Origin of the sequence: Arthrobacter sp. PvP103, assembly GCF_017833075.1 — a bacterium.
Lineage (GTDB): Bacteria > Actinomycetota > Actinomycetes > Actinomycetales > Micrococcaceae > Arthrobacter.
This window is the reverse complement of the sequence record NZ_JAFIBQ010000001.1, coordinates 2,926,828-2,946,542: the sequence shown is the minus strand read 5'-3', so window position 1 is coordinate 2,946,542 and position 19,715 is coordinate 2,926,828. Positions and strand designations below refer to the sequence as shown.

Sequence of the window (19,715 nt, the reverse complement as noted above, 5' to 3'; positions counted from 1 at the left end):
GGTTACTTAACTCCTCCGGCGGTCAGCCCGCCAACTAGATAACGCTGGAAAATCAGGTACAGAATGACCACGGGTGCCGCGCAGACAAGTGCTGCGGCCATCATCTGGCCGTAGTACGGGATAGCGCCCCCTTCTTGGGAAGCCCCGAAAATCTGCAGTGCAACGGCTGCGGTCTGGCTTTCCGGCCGGGTCATCACGGATGCAAACAGGACGTCGTTCCACCCGAGCAGGAACGCGAAGATTCCCGATACCACGATCCCTGGCCAGCTCAGGGGCAGGATGATCCTGAACAGGACGCCGAGGTTGCTGGCGCCGTCGATCCGGGCCGCTTCCTCGAGTTCACGGGGAAGCCCGCGAAGGTAGGTGACCATGACCCAGGTGGAGAACGGCATGGCGAACGTCAGGTACGTGACGAACAACCCCCACTGCGTCCCGATCACTTGGATGCCGAGGTACGTTGCAGCCGAAGAGAACAGCACAAACACGGGGAGAACCATCAGCGTTCCGGGCACCGATTGCAGGGCAAGGAGCCCACGGAGAATCGTGAGACGGCCCCTGAAGGTGTAGCGGACCAGGACGAATGCCGTTGACACAGACATGGCGGCCGAGACAACCGCCGTAGCGCCGGCCACGAGGACACTGTTCGCCAGTCCCGTCGCCAGGCCCACGCTGGTCCAGATCTTCGAGTAGTTCTCAAGCGTGAAGCTTGACGGCCAGAACTCGCCGTTGGCCACACCGATGTCCGAGTTCACCGAGGCAAGGAAGATGTAAAGCACGGGGATCAGGACAAGGGCACCAAGGAACACCAGGATAAACGCAAGGAGCGGACGGGGCAGCAGCCGTGTCACTTCATGCTGCCGGGAGGACCCGGGGCGGAGAACACCGGTGCTGGAGGTGCGGGCCCTGCTGGCGGTGGAGGTGCTCATTTCTTGGCTCCAGGTGACTCGGCGTCGTCGAGCTTGACGGCGCGAAGGTAAACGAACAGCGGGATGGCGATCAGAACCAGGGAGACGAAAGCCATGGCAGCACTCAGTCCGAAGCGGAAGCTTTGGAAGCTGGTGACGTAGGTAAGGATGGGGAGCACTTCGACGTCGGCTGGCGCCGGGACGCCGAACAGCACGAAGGGAAGGGTGAAGTTGTTGATGTGGTGCAGCATGCCGATCAGGAAGGCGAGGGCAAGCGGTCCCTTGAGGTAAGGGAAGATGACGTATCGAAGCTTGTTCCACCACAGGGCTCCGTCCAAGGCTGACGCCTCATGGACCTCGTGGTCCACGGATTGCAGTCCGGACAGCGCAAGCAAGTAGATGAATGGCCAAGAGGCCCAGATCTGGACCAGAACCAGCGTCCAGAAGGTCTGCGGCCCGTTGAGCCAGAGCCCGGTTTCGATGCCCACAGTTCCCAGGGCCTTGTCCACGATGCCGTCCGGCTGGAACATGGTGCGCCAGATCGTCGCAACCACAAAGGACGGGAGTACGTACGGGATCAGGAAGATGGACCGGACCACGGCGCGTCCCCTGAAGGCATTCTGAGTTGCCACGGCAGCCGCGATTCCGAGCGGAAGTGTGACCACCATGGCCAGCAGGGAGTAGCTGACGCTCAGCCAGGTTGCGTGGAGGAGCGGCGACGAAGTGAGCGCTTCGACGAAGTTCTCCACCCCGATGAACGGTGAGCTGATCCAGCGGCGCAGCGTGTACTGGTCCAGGTTGAGGGTGGACATGTAGATGCCCAGCACAAGCGGCACCACGATGATGATGAACATCAGTGCCCCGCCCGGGATGAGCATCCACAGCGGGCGGTTGCGTTCACTCAGGCCCTTGCGGCGGCCCTTGCTCTCGCCGGCAGGCGGCGGACCAGCCACGGAAGAGGCGGCCCGGGAGGCCCGGTTTGCGGCGGAGTCCGCCGCAACCCGGACTTCATTGGAAGCGTCTGTAGACATCAGAACTTATCCCTTGGCGGCCCGGTCAAGGGACGCCTGCCCCTTGGTCTGGGCGTCCTTGATTCGAGCCTCGAGGGCCGACTCGTCGAGCCTGCCGCTGGAAAGGTCCGGAATCGACTGAACAGTGACGTTGAGCAAGCCGAGCTGGATGTCGCCCCAAGCACCTGTAAACGGGGTGGCTTTGGACTTGGCGGCGGCATCCGCGATTGGCTTGAGCTTGGGATCAGTGAGGCTGGCCAACGCCTCGGCGTTTGCCGGCAGGTCGCCGAAGGTCTTTTGGTAGTTCAGCTGTTCCTCTTTCGAGGTGATCAGCTTGATGTAGGCGAAGGCGAGATCCTTCTCCTTCGAGTAGTCCGCCACCACGAGGTTATCCCCGGAGAGGATGCTCGCGGCTTCCGCGCCGTCACTCTTGGGGCTGGATTCACCCGGAGCGGTAGTGGGCATCAGTGCGTATTCGTACTTGCCTGCCACGGCCGACTTGTCCAGCGTTGGGATGGAGCTCGACGTCGTCATCATCAGATAACCGGCTTTTCCGCTGGCGAAGGCAGCAACCGCGTTGCTGTTGCTCCACCCGACGGAGGCAGGGTCCACAACTTTGTCATCGGTCAACCAGCCGAAATAAGTCTCGTAAGCCTTCTTGACGGTGGGATCATCCATCTTGAGGCTGTTTCCGTCCACCAGCGGATTGCCGGCTTGGACGGACATGGCCCAGATGAACTTCCACGGGTCGTAGGAGTCTTTGTATCCGGTGGCGATGCCGAACGTGCCGTCCTTGGTCATTTTCTTCGCCTGTTCGGCAAGCTCGTCCCAGCTGGTGGCAGGCTTCTCAATGCCTGCAGCCGCCAACAGCTCCTTGTTGTAAGCCATCACGAAGGGACGGCTTACGAACGGGATGCCGGCCTGGTGCCCCTCGTCGGGGCCGGAGATGCCCAATGCTGCAGGGTTGAAGCGGTCCTTGCCGCCGACCTTCTTCCAGTCGTCGTCGGACAGGGTCACGAAGGCTTTGGTGGCGAAGGCGGTCGGCGTGAACGTGGTGCCGAGCCCATAGATGTCCGGGCCCTGCCCTGAAACCACGGAGGTCTGGATGCGCGTCAGCTCGTCGTTGGCTGAGGCGAAGGTTTCAAACTTCACGTCGGCCCCGGTCTCTGCCTTGAACTTGGCCGCGATGTCGCTCTGCCACTTCTTCTGCTGCTCCGGGTACTGGCTGAGGACGCCGACCAGGACGTTGAGCGTCTTGCCCGTGCCGTCCACCTTTCCGTCGGCGTTTGTTGAACTGCCAGTAGTCCCTGCGCCCGCGCCGCAGCCGGTCAATGCCAAAGCCGCAGCCGTAACGATTGCCGCAAGCCCGGAAGACGATCTAAACCTCATTGTTTTCTCCTCTAGGACACCCACATGGCCACAACGTCATGTGGCGCACATCACTGCAGGCGATTCGAAACCCAGTCTAGGGATAAGGCAATGTTGCGGCAAGCGATTGCCAAAAGTTGCCAAAGGTGTTGAGATGTTACCTATTAGGCACTGCACCCAAGCCCGTAGCGCACACTGCCCGGGGCGATGCGTCAGCCATGAAAGGACTTATCCATGAGCTCTGCGGTGGTGGATGCAGGGGACAACGGGGCCGAGGTCCGCAGGCCGCCCGCCGAAAAAATGCCAACAATCAAGGACGTAGCCGAGCTGGCGGGAGTGGCCACCTCAACGGTTTCGCGCGCACTGTCCAAGCCGGACCGGGTAAACCGGCACACCCGGGAACGGATCGAAGAGGCCGCAGCCCGGCTCAATTACGTGCCCAGCTCGCAGGCTCGGGGACTCAGTTCGGGTCGCACGGACACCGTAGCTGTCCTGGTGCCGGACATTACCAACCCCTTCTATTTCGACATCATCAGGGGGACGCAGCACCAGCTCAAGGCCGCCGGGCTCACCCAGCTCCTGGTGGACACTGAGGAGTCCAGCGAGATGGAGCTTGAGGCACTTCACAAAATGCGGCGGTCAGCGGACGGGTTCATCCTGGCGGCATCGCGCCTGACGGACGCGCAGCTTGCCGACGTTTCCGGTTCGCAGCCGCTGGTTACCATCAATCGCGCCTCAGCGAACGCACCTACCGTGGTGATCGATACGCCGTCCGCCATGATCCAGGCATTGGAGCACCTCGCCTCCCTCGGCCATCACCGGATCTGCTACGTGAGCGGCCCGCCGACGTCGTGGTCCAATTTGCGACGCTGGAAAATCTTCGAGGAGGACTCCGCCCATAGAGGACTCGAAACGCACAGGATCGGCCCCTTCACCCCGAAGACCACATCCGGAGCGGCAGCTGCCGACGCTGCCGTGCGCACCGGGGCAACGGCGTGCATCGTCTTCAATGACCTGCTGGCCATAGGCATGCTGCAGCGATTGCGCGAGAGGGGCATCCGCGTGCCCGAGGACATGAGCATTGTGGGATGCGACGATATTTTCGGCGCTGATTTCTGCAACCCTCCGCTAACAACCATTTCCTCCCCGATCGAACAGGCTGGTCGCGTAGCCGTTTCGATGCTCCTTTCACAGTTGAATCCGCTCCACGGCGGAACCACCAGGCGCCTAGCAGTGATGCCCACCCACCTCACGGTGCGCGGCTCCACGGGGCCTGCGCCGGAGCCTGGCGTCCGCTAATTTCCGGCCGGCTCGGGACGGACACAGTTGAGCATGGTTGACACTGCTGACTAGTCTGGATCACATGCGCGAACTCCAGGCCAGGATCATTGAAGAAATGGGCGTCCAGCCCCGGATCGACCCCGCCGGGGAGGTGCGCAAACGCGTCACGTTCCTGAAGGAATACCTCAAGGCGACGCACACCAAGGGATTCGTCCTGGGCATCTCCGGAGGCCTTGATTCCTCGCTCGCGGGCCGGCTCGCCCAGCTTGCCGTCGAAGAGCTTGCGGCGGAAGGCACGGAAGCCAATTTTGTGGCGGTCCGCCTGCCCTACGGCGTGCAGCACGATGAGGACGACGCCCAGGCAGCGCTGGACTTCATCCAGGCCAAGACCGAGTGGACGTTCAACATCTCCGCCGCGGTTGACGGTTTCGAGGAAGAATTCGAGAAGACCGTGGGCAACGGCATCTCCGATTTCCACAAGGGCAACACCAAGGCCCGCACCCGCATGATCGCGCAGTACGCCCTCGCGGGCGAGCACAACTACTTGGTCATCGGCACGGACCACGGCGCTGAATCCGTCACCGGCTTCTTCACGAAATACGGCGACGGCGGCGCGGACATCCTGCCGCTGTTCGGGCTGAACAAACGCCAGAACAGGGCACTCCTCGCGGAACTCGGCGCCCCGGCACGGATCTGGGAGAAGGTCCCCACTGCCGACCTCCTTGACGGCAAGCCCGGCCGCACGGACGAGGAAGAACTGGGCCTGAGCTACGACCAGATCGACGACTACCTCGAAGGCCGCGACGTCCCGGACGCCGTCGCCGAATCGATTGAGCAGAAATACCTTCGCACCCGCCACAAGCGCACCGTCCCGGTGACCATCTTCGACACGTGGTGGAGGTAGCCTGACCCTGGGATCCACAGGGTCAGGCTCTGATCCAAAACGGGGCACTTTGGGCGCCGGTTGGACCGTTGCGGCCCGAAATAACGGCGTGTCCGTGTCAAAGTGCCCCGCGGCGGCCGGTCCTGGCTACCTCCCGGCCGCCGGATTCATTCACTGGAGTCCGCAGGTTCCGGTCAGTCCCGGACTTCCACGGTGCCCTTCATCCCCATGAAGTCGTGGAGGGCACAGATGTAATCGAACTCCCCGGCCTTGTTGAACTTCACGGTGAAGGTGCTCTTCGGCAGCATCAGGCCGGAACTGAGGTCACCGCCGGTGAAGTCGGCAGGATCGCCCACGGCTGCCAACTCGTCCGCCGGCTCCTCGCCGAAGGTGACGGTGTGCGGGGCTCCCATGCCGTCATTCACGAAGGTCACCTCGTCGCCAACATGGACCACGATGTGCGAGCGGACGAACCGCATCAGCATGGCCGTTTCGTTGTCGGTCCCTGCGATGACGGTATGGTCATCGGCTTTGGCCCGAGCCGCGTCCCATTGCTCGTAGCCGTCCCGCAGGATCTTCCGCTCCTGTTTGTTCGACTGACGGTCGTACTGCGACTGGGTGTAGGGGTACTCAGTGCCGGCATCCCGCACGTGAACGGTCCCCTTCATGGCCATGCCATGAACCAGGCAGTAGTACGTGAACTCGCCCGTGTCCGGGAATTTCAGCGTGTAGCGTCCCACTTCATTGAAGCCGCTGTCTGACACGTTCGTCATGACACCTGAGTTGTAGTACGACTTTCCGTCGTAGGACTTGCCGCCCTGCGCTTCAACGTACTGCGGATTGCCCGGGTTGAACGGCTGCGTGGACTCCAGCGACTGGCCTTCGGCAAGGAACGTCACGGTATGGATTTCTGCCGCGTTCGCTTTCCAGGTGATCTTGTCGCCGGCATTGATGTAGATATTTTCCGGGAGGAAGGACATCCCCTGGATCGCCTGGTCCGATGACTCGGAACCGACCTGGACAGTCCAGGTCCTGGGTGACTTCCCGCCGTCCGCGGCGGCGGTGCCGCTAAGTGCCACCGGCATCAGCAGCGAGATTAACGCCGCCAGGAGCGCGCGCACCAGTCGGCGGCTTTCTTTCTGGAGAGCCATAAGACTCATTCCTTCTGTGTGTTTTCCCTGTGTTGTTGTTGACGGCCGGGAGGCCGGTCTGACGGTTCCGGCATCGCGAATCACGACGTCGGCCCGGCAGACGCCAGCCACGTTTCTCCTCCCCGGGGCTACCCAGGCTTAGGCGGGAAAGAAGTCAGCATGATCCGACGCGCCCGTTATGAGGCGTGGCGCGCCTACGGGTGAACGTGAAATGTATTACCAGCTCGCAGCTACCGCGCTGCCCCCTCGCACGGTGCGGTGCCACGACAAATGGTCCATGCACTGTCCTCCGTTCATCGGAGGGATAACGATTACGGATCCGTTGGACGGTGAGCGCCCGGATGATGCAACCGACGTTGTGCGGCCGGGGCCGATCGGTTGGACACTGCCGATACAGTCCAATCGTGCTCTGGGACAACGGATTTGTCGATACTCACTGCTCAACGTCAGGCGCCGCCCGGCGACCGTGTGAGCAGCGTCGAGATCCGGTGCGCCTCTTCCATCAGGAGGCGGCCAAGCGTCTCCTGCCGCTCCCCCTTGAAACGCGGCTCAATCCCGGTCAGCGACAACGCCCAGGCGGGGCGCCCGCGCTGGTCGAATACCGCTGCACCCATCCCCCAGCTGCCCTCCAGCACGAGCCCCGGATTCACCGAGTATCCGGCCTGCCGCGTCGCGGCCAGGCTCTCCCGCACGAGTGCCTCGGTGTGGCCTGCCGCAAAACTGCCCGCATGATCGGGCCAGTCCGCCAGCAGCTCCTCCTGCTCCGTCTCGGGCAGGAACGCCATGATCGCGGTTCCGGCAGAGGCAACCCCCAGCGGGAAGCGGACCCCCTCGTGCAGGACGAAGGACCGCACCGGGAAGCTGCCTTCCTCCCGGAGCAGGCACACCGTTTCGGCGCCGCGGCGGATGGAGAAGAACGCGCTTTCGCCGGTCTCCTCGGCGAGCCGGCGGAGGCTGGGACGGGCGATGTCCTCGAGCGGGAAGCGGGCTGAGGCCACGGAGCCCATCAGCAGGATCTCCGGACCCAGGACCCAGTTCCCGCTCTGCGGATCCTGGTCCAGCAGCCCCTCCGAGGCCAGTGAGGAAAGCAGCCGGTGCACGGTGGGGCGGGTGAGCCCGGATTCCCTGACGAGTTCCACGAGCGGGGACCCTTCCGGTTTCCGTCCGACAATGCGCAGCAGGGACGCGACGCGGCTGACGACTTGTGCGCCCTGGACCGGTAATGAAGCCATCTTTTTCCTCGGACTTTGCGTTAGATCCTGCAACTAATCCATATTATGGACACTCGCCATCCTATCGTCCACACTGTAAAAACGCCGCTTTTCGCGCTAAAATCGTCCGTTGACAGTGTCCATTTCGGCACCGTAGGCTCCAACACCGGAGGAGCAGTCCACAAAGTGGATTGCGTCAAGAGCTCAATGAGGAGATGTGATGTCAAAGCTGAAATCCGGAGCGGCCGCCGCGCTGCAGGACGTACTGCGGGACGGCATGACGCTCGCCGTCGGAGGCTTTGGCCTCAGCGGCATCCCGGCTGACCTGATCGAGGCGGTCCGCGATTCCGGCGTCAAGGACCTCACCGTGGTGTCCAACAACATGGGCGTGGACGGCAAGGGCCTGGGCATCCTGATCGAAGCCGGACAGGTCCGCAAAGTCATCGCCTCCTACGTGGGCGAGAACAAGCTCTTTGCCGAGCAGTACCTTGCCGGCAAGCTGGAGGTGGAGTTCACCCCGCAGGGCACCCTCGCCGAGCGCCTCCGTGCCGGCGGCGCCGGCATTCCGGCGTTCTACACCAAGACGGGTGTCGGGACCCTTGTTGCCGAAGGTAAGCCGCTGGCCGAGTTCGACGGGGAGACGTACGTCCAGGAGCGCGCCATCAAGGCCGACGTCGCCCTGGTGCACGCGCACACCGCCGATACGGACGGCAACCTGATCTACCGTTACACCGCCCGGAACTTCAACCCGGTGGTGGCCACGGCCGGGGCCGTCACGGTGGCCGAAGCCGAAGTGATCGTGGAGCCCGGCCAGCTGGATCCGAACCACATCGTCACCCCGGGCGTGTTCGTCCAGCGCCTGGTGCGGGCCAGCGGCCGGGTCAAGGACATCGAGCAGCGCACTGTCCGCCCCCGCACCGAAGCCGCCGTAACCTCCGATGCCGTATCCGTTCCGGCCTGAGCGCCGCCCCTACTTTCTTCAGGAGAATCATCATGGCTTGGACCCGGAATGAAATGGCTGCGATCGCGGCCGAAGAACTGAACGACGGCGACTACGTCAACCTCGGCATCGGCATCCCCACGCTGGTGGCCAACAACCTGCCCGACGGCGTCCGCGTGGTCCTGCAGAGCGAGAACGGCCTGCTCGGCATGGGCCCCTTCCCCTACGAAGGAGAGGAAGACGCCGACCTCATCAACGCCGGCAAGCAGACCGTCACGGTCCTCCCCGGCGGCAGCATCTTCGACTCCGCCGCCTCGTTCGGCATGATCCGCGGCGGGCACGTCAAGGTCGCCATCCTGGGCGCCATGCAGGTCTCCGGCAGCGGCGACCTCGCCAACTGGACCATCCCCGGCAAGATGGTCAAGGGCATGGGCGGCGCCATGGACCTCGTCGCCGGCACCCCGCGCGTTGTGGTGCTGACCGAGCACAACGCCAAAGACGGCACGGCCAAGATCGTGAAGGAATGCACGCTGCCGCTCACCGGGCTGAGCTGCGTGGACCGGATCATCAGCGATCTCGCCGTTTTTGATCTTGAAAAGACGGACGACGGCGGCCGGCGGCTCACGCTGACCCGTCTCGCCCCCGGCGTCACCGTGGAGGAGATCCGCGGGAAGACCGAAGCCGCCTTCGACGTCGCCCCCTCCCTCGACGCAACCACGACCATTGAAGCCAGCACCCTTGAAGGAGCCACAGCATGAGCCTGCGCGAACAGTTCGGTAAAGATGTCCTGCTCACCGGCTGGGGCCACAGCCGCTTCGGCAAACTCACGGACGAGACCCTGGAGTCCCTGATCGTCCAGGTCGCCACAGAGGCGATCGGCAACGCCGGGATTGAGCCGGGCCAGATCGATGAGATCTACCTGGGCCAGTTCAACTCCGGCATGATGCCGCTGGCGTTCCCCTCCTCGCTGGCCCTGCAGGTCTCGGAGCAGCTGGCCAACGTCCCCTCCACCCGGGTGGAGAACGCCTGCGCTTCCGGCTCGGCTGCGTTCCAGCAGGGCACCAAGTCGCTGCTGGCCGGTACCGCGAAGACGGTCCTCGTGATCGGCGCCGAAAAGATGACCCACGCAGGTGCGGACGTCGTCGGGGCGGCCCTGCTGGGTGCCGACTACGACATGGCCGGCAAGGCCTCCACCACAGGCTTCACCGGCCTGTTCGCCGAGGTCGCCAAGCACTACGAGAAGCGCTACGGACCGGTGTCCGATGTCCTGGGCACCATCGCGGCAAAGAACCACCGCAACGGCGTCGACAACCCCTACGCCCAGCTCCGCAAGGACCTCGGCGAGGAGTTCTGCCGCACCGTTTCGGACAAGAACCCGATGGTGGCGGACCCGCTGCGCCGCACCGACTGCTCCCCCGTGTCCGACGGCGCCGCCGCGGTCGTGCTGTCTGTCTCGCCTACCGGCGGGGCCACCGCCCCGGTACGGCTCGCCGGCATCGGCCACGCGAACGATTTCTTCCCGGCCGAAAGGCGGGACCCCACCGCCTTCGCCGCAACCCGCGTCTCCTGGCAGCGCGCGCTGGGGATGGCCGGCGTCGGGCTGGAGGACCTGGACTTCGCCGAAGTGCATGACTGCTTCACCATCGCCGAACTGCTCATGTACGAGGCCATGGGACTGACCGAACCCGGCCAAGGTGCCCGCGCCGTCGAGGAAGGCTGGGTCTTCAAGGACGGCAAGCTGCCCATCAACGTGTCCGGCGGGCTCAAGGCCAAGGGCCACCCCGTGGGTGCCACCGGCGTCTCGCAGCACGTCATCGCAGCCATGCAGCTCACCGGCACCGCGGGCGGCATGCAGCTCGCCAACCCCCGCCGCGCCGCCGTGCAGAACATGGGCGGGGTGGGCATCGCCAACTACGTGAGCGTCCTCGAGGCGGTCTAGCCCCACCCAAGCAGGCAGGGCCAGCGTGCCCGGATCAGGGCCGCGATTTCGGCAAACCCCAGCCGCTCCGCGTTGTCCAGGGCGGAGCGGCCTAGGGGATCCTGGATCCCGGGGTCGGCGCCGGCGTCGAGGAGCTGCCGCACCACCTCCTGCTGCCTTGGTCCGCCGCTGTTGAGCAGGATGGCCTCCTGCATGGCGGTCCATCCCAGGCTGTTGACGTGGTTCACGGGCACGCCGGCTGCGATGAGGATCCGCACGGTGTCCGCATGCCCGTGTTCGCTGGCGGGGATCAGCGCAGTTCCGCCAAAGCGGTTGGTGCTCCGGACATCCGCACCCGCAACCAGGGTCAGCTGCAGGATCTCGTTGAACCCCTCGGCCCCGGCATATAGGAACGCCGAGTCCTGGATGGCGTCCTTGGCGTTGACGTTGCCCCCGGCCCGGATCAGCTCCGCCACCGTCGCAGCATCGTTGGCCTTAGCGGCCCGAATCAGCCGCTGGTCGAGCTCCGCCTGCGCCTCAGCTGACAACGCAGGACGTGTCGCTGCCGGCACGGCAGGCGGCCCCGAAGTTGCCGTTGGCGCGTCTGACGGCGCCTCGGGGGCGGAGGAGGTCACAGGAGCGGACGACGGCGGTGTCTCCTGCCGTTCCGGATCTCCGGGGCCCGCCTGGCAGGACGCAAGGCAGGCAGCAACGCCGGCGGAGGCGATGACAACCGCCGATACCTGCCGCGCCCTACGCCAAGTCCTGAACCGCCTCATCAGCCCAAAGCCTACTTTGCAGTTCCGGCAGCAATGGCCTCGGCACCGGCTGCTGCGCAGGCCTCGTCCAGGGCGCCGTCCGGGGCGCCGCCCACGCCGATGCCCGCCACGGAAACACCGTTGACCTTGAGCGGGACGCCGCCGGCCAGGAAGAGCGTGCCGGGGAGGTCCGCGATGCTGGGCCCGTTGCCGTTGATGCGCTTGGCGAGCTCGCTGGTGGGCGTGCCGAAGGCCGCGGCGGTGTAGGCCTTCTGCTGCGCCGCTTCAATGGTGTGCTCGGCGGCGTTGTCGCCGCGGAGGAGTGCCTGCACGGTTCCGAACCTGTCCACCAGGACGACGGTGACGAACGGCAACTTGTCCGCCTGGCACTTGGCGAGGGCAGCCTTGACCGCGTCCGCGGAGGCACCGACGCTGATCCGGTTCTGGGCCACCACGGTCTCCGGTGCCGGCTGGACGTCGGCTGCGGGAACAGCGGCAGGAGCAGCTGCGGGAGCCGCTGCCGGCGCAGACGCGGGAGCTGAGGTCCCGGCGTTGGCTGCGGCGGTGAGCCCACCGGTCAGGAGCAGCGCTCCGGCGGCAGCGGTGGCGGCGATCTTCTTGGACATCTTCACGGGTTCTCCTTGGAGTGGGATTCTTGCGCTTGCCCGGGTTCATGCCGCGGGCCTGGAATCCATCCTTTCCGCCCGGACGCGGAAAGGCATCGGGCGTTAGTCTGCTCCGGCCTACCCCATCAGGCTCGCCTTATCAGCCAAAAGGCTGAGAGACCAGCAACGGCGCGCGCCCTAGCATTGTGGGTAGCACTCCTCCACCGGAACCGGACCCCCATGCCCTCCTCACCACCACCCCTCCCGGCTGCGCCGGTCCCCTCGCCGGCACCCGGGCAACTCCCCCGCCACGGCGCCCCCGGAAGGGGTCCGCTGGGCCGCATTGACGCCGTCGTCCATCTTGGGTTTGCCGTGTTGCTGGTGGCGTCGGCTGTCCGGTACGTGATGCGGCACAGCCCCGCGGACAACCTGTGGGTGCTGGCCCTGGCCGCGGCCGTGTGTTCGCTCTACGCCGTGATCGCCGTGCTCTCGCAGCGCAGGCGGCCGTGGGCGGTGTGGATGTTCGTCCTGGTGGCGCTCTGGGCTGTACTGGTGATCGCGGCGCCCAGCTTTGCATGGTGCTCGTTCGCGCTGTTCTTCCTGTGCCGGACCGCCTTCAGCGGCTGGGTGGCATATTTGGCGGGCGGCGCGACGGCGGCGGCCACCGCCGTCGGGCTGTTCCGGCTGAGCGGCGGCAGCGATATTGCCATGCTTCTGGGACCCTTGGCGGTGGGCGTTATGTTGACGCTGATTTACGACCGGATTGAGCAGGATGCTGCGGAGCAGCGCCACCTGCACGCCGAAGTGTCGCTCGCGCAGGGGCGGCTGGCGGCCAGCGAGCGCCGCGCCGGCACCATTGAGGAGCGCGAGCGGGTGTCCCGGGAAATCCACGACACCGTAACCCAGGGCCTGGCCAGCAGCCTCCTCCTGCTGGAAGCCGCGAACCGGTCCTGGCCCGCCGAGGCCGCGCGGGAGGACGTGCTAACCGCCAGCGGGATGCTGCGCCGCAACCTTGCGGACACCCGCAGCCTGGTCCACGAACTCGCCTCCCCCGGGCTGGACACCGCGCCCTTGCCGGAGGCCCTGTTGCAGGCAGCGTCCCAGTATGTTCCGGGCGTGCGCCTGCTGGTCACCGGCGAGCCGCGCCCCGTCCCGGCCGATGTCCGGCATGCGCTGCTGCGCGTCGTCCAGAGCGCCGCCGCGAACACCAAGCTGCATGCGGGGGCGGCGAACGCCACAGTGACGCTGGGCTTCCTTCCGGGCGCCGTCACCCTGGATGTGTACGACGACGGCGCCGGTTTCGACCCGCATTCGCTGGCACCGCCGTCTGACGCCGGAGGCTACGGGCTCCGGGCCATGCGCCAGCGGGTGGAACAGCTGGGCGGCGTATTCTCGGTGGAAAGCACCCCCGGCGAAGGGACGATCGTGGCCGCGCAACTGCCCACCGGGGAGGAAAAGTGAACCCGATTACCGTGCTGCTGGTGGACGACCATCTGGTGGTCCGCAGCGGGCTCAAGGCGCTGCTGGGAACGCAGCCGGACATTGAGGTGGTGGCGGAGGCGGCATCCGGGGAGGAGGCACTGGCCCTGACGGAACAGCTCAGCCCCGCGGTGGTGATGATGGACCTCGCCATGGGGCCGGGGATGGACGGCATCGAGGCCATCAAACAGCTGCGCCGCCGCAACGCCCGGCAGGCCGTTCTGGTGTTCACCACCTACGATTCGGACGCGGACATTGTCCGGGCCGTCGACGCGGGAGCCATGGGCTACCTGCTCAAGGACGCGGCGCCGGACGAGATTTTCGCCGCGGTCCGCGGCGCCGTGCAGGGCAGGAGCGTGATGAGTGCACCAGTGGCCTCGCGGCTCTTCCAGCAGCTGCGGAACCCGGACGAGATCCTGACGCCACGGGAAGCGGAGCTGCTCAGCCTCCTGACCGAAGGCCTCAGCAACCGGGAGCTCGGCCAGCGGCTGTTCATCTCCGAGGCCACCGTCAAGACCCACCTGGCGCACATCTACGCCAAACTCGGAGTAGAAACCAGGGCCGCCGCGATCGCCACGGCGATCCGGCGCGAGGGGATGCGCTAGCGGATTCCGGCCGCCCGGAGCCGGGTTTAGACTCAGTCCTAGCCCAGCACTCGTTCGAAGGAGCCCCCCCATGCGCGCCACCATCATCCACGGCCCTGGAGACATCCGGGTTGAAGACCGGGACTACCCCACCATCCAGCTGCCCACGGACGTGGTGGTCAAGGTGACTGCGTCCTGCGTCTGCGGCTCGGACCTGTGGCCGTACCGCGGCGTCAGGCCGACCCGCAGGCCCACAGCCATCGGCCACGAATTCGTCGGCGTGGTGGAGAGTACCGGCGAAGGGGTGACTGAGCTGGCGGTGGGTGATTTCGTCATCGCACCCTTCGTGGTCAGCTGCGGCGAGTGCCCGCAATGCCTCAACGGCGTCACCGTTGCCTGCGACCACCTGGCCGGCTGGGGAGGCCGGGACGACACCGGCCACAAGATCGACGGCGGCCAGGGGCAGGCCGTCCGTGTTCCTCTTGCCGAGAGCACCCTGGTCAAGGTGCCGGGCGTCACCGAACCGGATGCTGAACTGACGGCCAACCTGCTGACGCTGTCCGACGTCATGGCCACCGGCCACCATGCGGCGCTGTCCGCGAAGGTGGCGCCGGGCCGGACCGTCGTAGTGGTGGGCGACGGCGCCGTCGGGCTTTGCGGTGTCCTTGCGGCCAAGCGGCTCGGGGCCGAGCGCATCATTGCCATGTCCCGCCACGCGGACCGGCAGGCGCTGGCCCGGGAGTTCGGCGCCACGGACATCGTGGAGGAACGGGGCGACGACGGCGTGGCCAAGGTCCGTGCGTTGCTGGGCGGCGTGCTGGCCGATTCGGTGCTGGAATGCGTGGGCACCAAGGAATCCATGGAGCAGGCCCTGCATTGCGTCCGTCCGGGCGGGGCGCTTGGCTTCGTGGGCGTCCCCACCGGCGGGGGCGAGGTCCCGCTGCGCTATCTGTTCGACTCCAACGTTTCCATCGCCGGCGGCATGGCACCCGCCCGAACCTACATCCCCGAACTGCTGGCGGATGTGCTGGCCGGCAGCATCAACCCCGGGCGCGTGTTTGACTCCGTCATGCCGCTGGAGGAGGCGCCGCAAGCCTACAAGGCCATGGACGAACGCCGCGCCATCAAGGTGCTGCTCACGCCCTGACCCGCCAGGGGCTCGGAATGCGATACTAAGTCTGCGTAGGGACTCGGTCCGGGAACGGTCCGGGTCTTCGCATTGGTTGCGAACTGGGGGAACTGAATGCAACTTGACACCTTGACCCTCCGGGTTGCCTTCGCCATTGTTGCGTTCACGTTGGCGCTCCTGTTCTACTTCGCTGCGTACCGGAGCACGCGGTCCCCTTACAGCGCCTGGTGGTGCGTGGCGCTGACGCTATTCCTCGCCGGTTCAGCGGCCTACCTCTTCAACGGAACACCGCAGCAGGTGTGGGCCAATCCGCTGGGGAACTGCCTGCTGGTTGCCGGCGGAGCATGTGTCTGGGCCGGTGCCCGGTCCCTGCGGGCAGCACGGCCGCGTTCCTGGCAACTGGCGGCGGGTCCCGCCGTGGTGTCGGTGTCATCAGCCCTGGAAAACCCGGGGGTTAACATCTGGGCCGGAGGCGCCGTCTTCCTTGCCCTGATGGGGCTGATGCTGGGCCTGGCGTCCCGCGAACTCTGGCGGTTGGAGCCCGGTTACTCCCGGGTCCGGATTCCGCTGGCCATCGCGGCGGCTTTCTTCGCCGCCTACTACTTCTGCCGACTGGTCGTATATCTGGCTGAAGGCCCGGACGGCCGGGTCTTCGTCACCTATTTCGGCTCCGCGGTGACCACCCTGGTGACCATGGTGCTGCTGGTGGTGGTGTCCTTCAGCATGGCGGCGCTCAGCAGCGAACAGCAGACACGCGCGCTCCGGGCGGTGGCCACCCAGGACGGCCTCACGGGGCTGCTCAACCGGGCGGCGTTCCTGGACCTCGCCTCCGAGGAGCTGCTGCGGCTGCGGCACACCCGTGCGCTCGGCACCCTGGTGCTGGCCGACCTGGACCACTTCAAGGCCGTCAACGACACCTACGGCCACGCGGCCGGCGACGCCGCGCTTCAGTCGTTCGCCTCCGCCTGCAACGAGACGGTCCGCTCAACCGACCTCGTGGGACGCTACGGCGGCGAGGAATTCATCTTCCTGCTGCCCGGTGTGAGCCCGGACCGGGCAGAGGCCATCACCGCGGAGATCAACAAGCAGCTCGAAGCGGTCCGGGGCCCGGACGGTTCCCGGATGCCCACGGTCAGTTACGGCATCGCCCCTATCGGCAAAGGAACGTCCGGCCTTGATGAGCTGATCGCAACGGCGGACGCGGCCTTGTACCGGGCCAAATCGCTCGGCCGCAACCGCACGGTCCGCGGGATCCATACTCCGTAGTCGGCGCAGGAACCGGACCGCAAAGTAGGGCATTTCTCCCCTTTGCGCTCCCCCGCCGCCGGGTCTAGCCTGATCCGCATCAGCATCCACCGCCGTCGAGGAGCCGTCATGGCCGGGTTTGTGCAGATCATCGAATTCCAGACCTCCCGCATCGAGGAGATAGAGCAGCTGGGCCGGCCGTCACGGACCGAGGGAGGCACTCCGCCCACGTTCCGCCGCATCGTGGCCACGGCGGACAGGGACCGCCCCGGGACCTACTTCACCATCGTCGACTTCGATTCCTATGAATCGGCGATGGAGAATTCCAGCCGGCCGGAGACGTCGGAGTTCGCCGCGAAGATGGCGGCGCTGTGCGACGGACCGCTGATCTTCCGCAACCTGGATGTCATGTGGGAGGACAACGGAGAGGCCGCGGAAAACGGCTAGGAGCCGGACATGGCTCACGTCAGCCCCGCTCCGGCGCCGGCCAGCGGCACCGGGAACAGCCTGGTGGTCGATCTTGCCGAGCTGGCATCAGGATCGCTGGCGCTCGTGGGCGGCAAGGCCCTGAACCTCGGCAAACTCGCCGCCGCAGGCTTTCCGGTTCCGGCGGGATTCTGCCTGACCACAACGGGCTACCGGATGGCCGCGCCGGCGGAACTGGACTACATCGCCGCCCGCCTGGACGGGGCGAACGGCCTGGACGGGGCGAAAAAGTACGACGGCGCTCCCGGGCTGCCGGACGACCAGCGGGACGGCCTCGCGCGGCAAGCCCGCGAGGCGATGGCCGCAGCACCGGTTCCGGCCGACGTCGAGGCCGCTGTCCGCGGGGCCTATGCCGCGATGGGCGACGCTCCGGTGGCGGTCCGTTCTTCCGCCACCGCTGAGGACCTGCCCTTTGCCAGTTTCGCCGGACAGCAGGACTCCTTCATGGATGTCATCGGCGCCGACGCCGTCGTCCAGGCCGTCCGGCGCTGCTGGGCGTCGCTGTGGACGGACCGTGCGGTGGCTTACCGCACAGCGAACGGGATCAGCAACCGCGAGGCGGGACTCGCCGTCGTCGTTCAACAAATGGTCGACGCCGGCACGGCGGGCGTGCTGTTCACCGCCAACCCGGTGACGGGCACGCGGACCGAGAGCGTCATCGATTCCAGCCCCGGACCGGGACAGGCGGTGGTGTCCGGGGCCGTTAATCCGGACCACTTCGTTGTGGACACGGCCACTAGCCGGATCCTGCAGGGGCCGCAGGGCCCCGGGACCAGCTTGGACCCGGCCCAGGTTCGCGAACTGACATCCCTCGGTGACGCCGCCCAGCGGCTGTTTGGTGCACCCCAGGACGTGGAGTGGGTGATCGACGCAGGCGGCAAGGCCTGGTTGACCCAATCGCGGCCCATCACCACGCTGTATCCGCTGCCGGAGGACGAATCACCCGGCGGGACCGGCGGCGCGGACCGCACAGCGAGCGGGGACACACGCGTCTACCTGTGCGGCACGCTGCTCCAGGGACTTACCCGACCTCTCACGCCCATGGGCCTCTCCGTGCTGGGCCTCATGAGGAACAGCAAGGGGCCATGGAAATACGTCAACCCGGGATTGCGGATGTACGTGGACCTGACGGCGGTGGTCCGCAACAAATCCGGCCGCAAGGCACTGTTGAGGTTGCTGCCGCTGGCTGACGGGAGATCGGCCGCGGTCTTCCCCGCGCTGCTGGAGGACCCGCGGTTCAGTATTGTGCGTCCGGCACGCAGGTTGCCGGGCAGGAAGCGCACGAAGGGCCATGCCGGGACAGAAGCAAAGGGCACTGAGGAATCCCAGAGCCTGGTGCTGATGGCCGGTCTCATTCCGGCCATGATCAGGGCACTGCTGTGGCCGGACGGGGAGCTTCGCCGGGCGCGGCGCTACCAGGACCGCCTCGAAGCCCGGCTTGCGCTCCCCCTCCCTGCGACTCCGGCGAGACGGCTGCAGCACGCGGAGGACGTCCTGGGAAGCACTGTCAACGGGATCATCCAGGCGACGTTGCCGGGTCCGTCCGTGGGATACCTCATGCTGGCGGCGGCCCGAAGGCTGCTGCGCGGGATTGCCAAACCGCGCGAACTTGAGGCGGTCCTTCGGGGGCTTCCCCACAACGTGACCACCATCATGGACCTGGAACTGTGGCAGCTGGCGGTGTCGCTTGGCCGGGACCCGGAGTCGCGAAGGGTGTTCACGGAGCTGCGGCCGGATGGGCTGGCGGCGCTGTACACGGCGGGCGGGCTGCCGGGCGTTGCGCAGGCGGGGTTGCGAACGTTCCTGTCCAAGTACGGCCACCGGGCCGTGGCGGAGATAGACCTGGGGATGCCGCGATGGGCCGAGGAACCGGACCACCTTCTGGGGATAATCTCGAACTACCTCCGGGTTGAGGATCCTGAGCAGGCTCCGGACCGCCAGTTTGCCCGTGCCGCCGATCACGCGGAAGCCCGGGTCAGCGAACTCGTGGAACGGGCGGCAGCCAGGAGCCGGCTGCGGGGGCGCCTGGTGGCACTGTGCCTGCGCAGGGCACGGCAGCTGTCCGGACTGCGTGAGCTGCCCAAGTTCTACATCGTGATGGTGCTGGCGGAGATGCACCGGCAGCTCACCGCCGTCGGCGAGGAACTGACGCGGACCGGCAACATCTCGGCTGCCACCGACGTCTTCTTCCTGGACTTTGAAGAACTGCGTGTTGCCCTCCGCGGTGCGGACCTGAAGGAAGTGGTCGCCGTGCGCCGTCGGATGTACGACGTCGAACTGCGGCGGCGGCGCGTTCCGCGCCTTTTGCTCTCGGACGGCACCGACGTGGAGGCCGCCATGATGGCGGCGGCGGCCGCGCTGCCCCAGGCGGCTGCCGCGGACCGCCTCACCGGGACTCCGGCCTCGGCCGGCACCGCCACCGGGAAGGTCAGGGTGGTCATGGATCCGGTGGGTGCCCATGTGGAACCAGGGGAAATCCTGGTGGCCCCCTCCACTGATCCCGGCTGGACGCCGCTCTTCCTGACCGCGGGTGCCCTGGTGATGGAGATGGGCGGCGTCATTTCCCATGGCGCAGTGGTGGCCCGGGAGTACGGCATCCCCGCCGTCGTGGGTGTGGCTGATGCCACCGTGCGGCTGCGTGACGGGCAGACCGTCACCGTGGATGGCGCGGCCGGAACCGTGACATGGTGAGGTCCGGCTGACCTTGGTACCGGGGCTTGCTCGGGGCGGGATGCGGTCGTTTTTCGAGGGAACGGGTTCCG

Annotated in this window: 18 protein-coding genes; 11 read left to right on the top strand and 7 right to left on the bottom strand. The window is 66.3% G+C overall.

Annotation, left to right across the window (positions count from 1 at the left end; genetic code table 11):
• Positions 1-2: 2 nt before the first annotated feature.
• The 3 genes from JOE41_RS13620 to JOE41_RS13610 are packed head-to-tail and all read right to left on the bottom strand — an operon-like array spanning position 3 to position 3,304.
• Positions 3-926 carry a carbohydrate ABC transporter permease gene (locus JOE41_RS13620; RefSeq protein WP_209752657.1) on the bottom strand — a complete coding sequence of 308 codons (924 nt, stop codon included), beginning with the start codon at positions 924-926 and terminating at the stop codon, positions 3-5.
• Positions 923-1,936, bottom strand: a complete 1,014-nt coding sequence (locus JOE41_RS13615; RefSeq protein ID WP_209752656.1) for a carbohydrate ABC transporter permease — start codon at positions 1,934-1,936, stop codon at positions 923-925. The genes JOE41_RS13620 and JOE41_RS13615 overlap by 4 nt, the downstream gene beginning before the upstream one ends.
• A 6-nt stretch (positions 1,937-1,942) precedes the next feature.
• Positions 1,943-3,304 (bottom strand): ABC transporter substrate-binding protein, encoded by a 1,362-nt coding sequence (locus JOE41_RS13610; protein WP_011690364.1) that lies wholly within the window; start codon positions 3,302-3,304, stop codon positions 1,943-1,945.
• A gap of 213 nt (positions 3,305-3,517) precedes the next feature.
• On the opposite strand from JOE41_RS13610, the gene JOE41_RS13605 reads away from it, so the two are divergent.
• Both JOE41_RS13605 and nadE read left to right on the top strand, forming a co-directional pair.
• Complete coding sequence (locus JOE41_RS13605) at positions 3,518-4,582, top strand: LacI family DNA-binding transcriptional regulator (RefSeq protein ID WP_011690363.1); 1,065 nt, start codon at positions 3,518-3,520, stop codon at positions 4,580-4,582.
• Between the two features lie 64 nt (positions 4,583-4,646).
• Entirely contained in the window at positions 4,647-5,468 is an 822-nt protein-coding gene (nadE, locus tag JOE41_RS13600; RefSeq protein WP_011690362.1) for an ammonia-dependent NAD(+) synthetase, read from the top strand.
• A 173-nt stretch (positions 5,469-5,641) separates the two neighbouring features.
• Here nadE and JOE41_RS13595 read toward each other — a convergent pair whose 3' ends face one another.
• On the bottom strand, positions 5,642-6,598 hold the full coding sequence (locus tag JOE41_RS13595) for a plastocyanin/azurin family copper-binding protein (protein ID WP_209752655.1): 957 nt from the start codon (positions 6,596-6,598) through the stop codon (positions 5,642-5,644).
• Between the two features lie 446 nt (positions 6,599-7,044).
• The gene (locus tag JOE41_RS13590; RefSeq protein ID WP_043429310.1) at positions 7,045-7,830 is read right to left on the bottom strand and encodes an IclR family transcriptional regulator; all 786 of its coding nucleotides are present in this window, start codon (positions 7,828-7,830) and stop codon (positions 7,045-7,047) included.
• A 199-nt stretch (positions 7,831-8,029) separates the two neighbouring features.
• Here JOE41_RS13590 and JOE41_RS13585 point away from each other — a divergent pair, with 199 nt between their 5' ends.
• The 3 genes from JOE41_RS13585 to JOE41_RS13575 are packed head-to-tail and all read left to right on the top strand — an operon-like array spanning position 8,030 to position 10,688.
• Positions 8,030-8,770, top strand: a complete 741-nt coding sequence (locus JOE41_RS13585) for a CoA transferase subunit A (RefSeq protein WP_209752654.1) — start codon at positions 8,030-8,032, stop codon at positions 8,768-8,770.
• Positions 8,771-8,802: 32 nt separating this feature from the next.
• Positions 8,803-9,507 carry a CoA transferase subunit B gene (locus tag JOE41_RS13580; RefSeq protein ID WP_209752653.1) on the top strand — a complete coding sequence of 235 codons (705 nt, stop codon included), beginning with the start codon at positions 8,803-8,805 and terminating at the stop codon, positions 9,505-9,507.
• Positions 9,504-10,688 carry an acetyl-CoA acetyltransferase gene (locus tag JOE41_RS13575; RefSeq protein ID WP_209752652.1) on the top strand — a complete coding sequence of 395 codons (1,185 nt, stop codon included), beginning with the start codon at positions 9,504-9,506 and terminating at the stop codon, positions 10,686-10,688. The genes JOE41_RS13580 and JOE41_RS13575 overlap by 4 nt, the downstream gene beginning before the upstream one ends.
• Here the strand turns inward: JOE41_RS13575 and JOE41_RS13570 are convergent.
• Together JOE41_RS13570 and JOE41_RS13565 are read right to left on the bottom strand one after the other, a co-directional pair.
• A complete protein-coding gene (locus JOE41_RS13570) occupies positions 10,685-11,239 on the bottom strand; it encodes an ankyrin repeat domain-containing protein (protein WP_209752651.1) in 555 nt (184 codons plus the stop codon). The genes JOE41_RS13575 and JOE41_RS13570 overlap by 4 nt on opposite strands.
• Positions 11,240-11,457: 218 nt before the next feature.
• Positions 11,458-12,051, bottom strand: a complete 594-nt coding sequence (locus JOE41_RS13565) for a heme-binding protein (RefSeq protein ID WP_209753633.1) — start codon at positions 12,049-12,051, stop codon at positions 11,458-11,460.
• 219 nt (positions 12,052-12,270) lie between these two features.
• Between JOE41_RS13565 and JOE41_RS13560 the strand changes: the two genes are divergently transcribed.
• The 6 genes from JOE41_RS13560 (at position 12,271) to JOE41_RS13535 (ending at position 19,644) form a co-directional block, all read left to right on the top strand.
• Entirely contained in the window at positions 12,271-13,491 is a 1,221-nt protein-coding gene (locus JOE41_RS13560; RefSeq protein WP_209752650.1) for a sensor histidine kinase, read from the top strand.
• Positions 13,488-14,114: a response regulator transcription factor gene (locus tag JOE41_RS13555; RefSeq protein ID WP_011690353.1), complete on the top strand. Its 627-nt coding sequence runs from the start codon at positions 13,488-13,490 to the stop codon at positions 14,112-14,114. Before JOE41_RS13560 ends, JOE41_RS13555 begins: the two co-directional genes overlap by 4 nt.
• 70 nt (positions 14,115-14,184) lie before the next feature.
• Complete coding sequence (locus JOE41_RS13550; protein ID WP_011690345.1) at positions 14,185-15,240, top strand: zinc-dependent alcohol dehydrogenase family protein; 1,056 nt, start codon at positions 14,185-14,187, stop codon at positions 15,238-15,240.
• 96 nt (positions 15,241-15,336) lie between these two features.
• Positions 15,337-16,488: a diguanylate cyclase gene (locus JOE41_RS13545; protein ID WP_209752649.1), complete on the top strand. Its 1,152-nt coding sequence runs from the start codon at positions 15,337-15,339 to the stop codon at positions 16,486-16,488.
• Positions 16,489-16,596: 108 nt separating this feature from the next.
• Positions 16,597-16,914, top strand: coding sequence for a hypothetical protein (locus JOE41_RS13540; protein ID WP_209752648.1), 318 nt, complete (start codon positions 16,597-16,599; stop codon positions 16,912-16,914).
• Between the two features lie 9 nt (positions 16,915-16,923).
• Positions 16,924-19,644 carry a PEP/pyruvate-binding domain-containing protein gene (locus tag JOE41_RS13535; RefSeq protein ID WP_209752647.1) on the top strand — a complete coding sequence of 907 codons (2,721 nt, stop codon included), beginning with the start codon at positions 16,924-16,926 and terminating at the stop codon, positions 19,642-19,644.
• Positions 19,645-19,715: the final 71 nt, after the last annotated feature.

What these genes read in the sequence shown, in the direction of transcription:
- JOE41_RS13540 (WP_209752648.1), top strand. Translation starts at nt 16,597, where the DNA reads ATGGCCGGGTTTGTGCAGATCATCGAATTCCAGACCTCCCGCATCGAG.
- JOE41_RS13545 (WP_209752649.1), top strand. Translation starts at nt 15,337, where the DNA reads ATGCAACTTGACACCTTGACCCTCCGGGTTGCCTTCGCCATTGTTGCG.
- JOE41_RS13605 (WP_011690363.1), top strand. Translation starts at nt 3,518, where the DNA reads ATGAGCTCTGCGGTGGTGGATGCAGGGGACAACGGGGCCGAGGTCCGC.
- JOE41_RS13580 (WP_209752653.1), top strand. Translation starts at nt 8,803, where the DNA reads ATGGCTTGGACCCGGAATGAAATGGCTGCGATCGCGGCCGAAGAACTG.
- JOE41_RS13585 (WP_209752654.1), top strand. Translation starts at nt 8,030, where the DNA reads ATGTCAAAGCTGAAATCCGGAGCGGCCGCCGCGCTGCAGGACGTACTG.
- JOE41_RS13610 (WP_011690364.1), bottom strand. Translation starts at nt 3,304, where the DNA reads ATGAGGTTTAGATCGTCTTCCGGGCTTGCGGCAATCGTTACGGCTGCG.
- JOE41_RS13590 (WP_043429310.1), bottom strand. Translation starts at nt 7,830, where the DNA reads ATGGCTTCATTACCGGTCCAGGGCGCACAAGTCGTCAGCCGCGTCGCG.
- JOE41_RS13615 (WP_209752656.1), bottom strand. Translation starts at nt 1,936, where the DNA reads ATGTCTACAGACGCTTCCAATGAAGTCCGGGTTGCGGCGGACTCCGCC.
- JOE41_RS13560 (WP_209752650.1), top strand. Translation starts at nt 12,271, where the DNA reads ATGCCCTCCTCACCACCACCCCTCCCGGCTGCGCCGGTCCCCTCGCCG.
- JOE41_RS13595 (WP_209752655.1), bottom strand. Translation starts at nt 6,598, where the DNA reads ATGGCTCTCCAGAAAGAAAGCCGCCGACTGGTGCGCGCGCTCCTGGCG.
- nadE (WP_011690362.1), top strand. Translation starts at nt 4,647, where the DNA reads ATGCGCGAACTCCAGGCCAGGATCATTGAAGAAATGGGCGTCCAGCCC.
- JOE41_RS13550 (WP_011690345.1), top strand. Translation starts at nt 14,185, where the DNA reads ATGCGCGCCACCATCATCCACGGCCCTGGAGACATCCGGGTTGAAGAC.
- JOE41_RS13620 (WP_209752657.1), bottom strand. Translation starts at nt 926, where the DNA reads ATGAGCACCTCCACCGCCAGCAGGGCCCGCACCTCCAGCACCGGTGTT.
- JOE41_RS13535 (WP_209752647.1), top strand. Translation starts at nt 16,924, where the DNA reads ATGGCTCACGTCAGCCCCGCTCCGGCGCCGGCCAGCGGCACCGGGAAC.
- JOE41_RS13565 (WP_209753633.1), bottom strand. Translation starts at nt 12,051, where the DNA reads ATGTCCAAGAAGATCGCCGCCACCGCTGCCGCCGGAGCGCTGCTCCTG.
- JOE41_RS13575 (WP_209752652.1), top strand. Translation starts at nt 9,504, where the DNA reads ATGAGCCTGCGCGAACAGTTCGGTAAAGATGTCCTGCTCACCGGCTGG.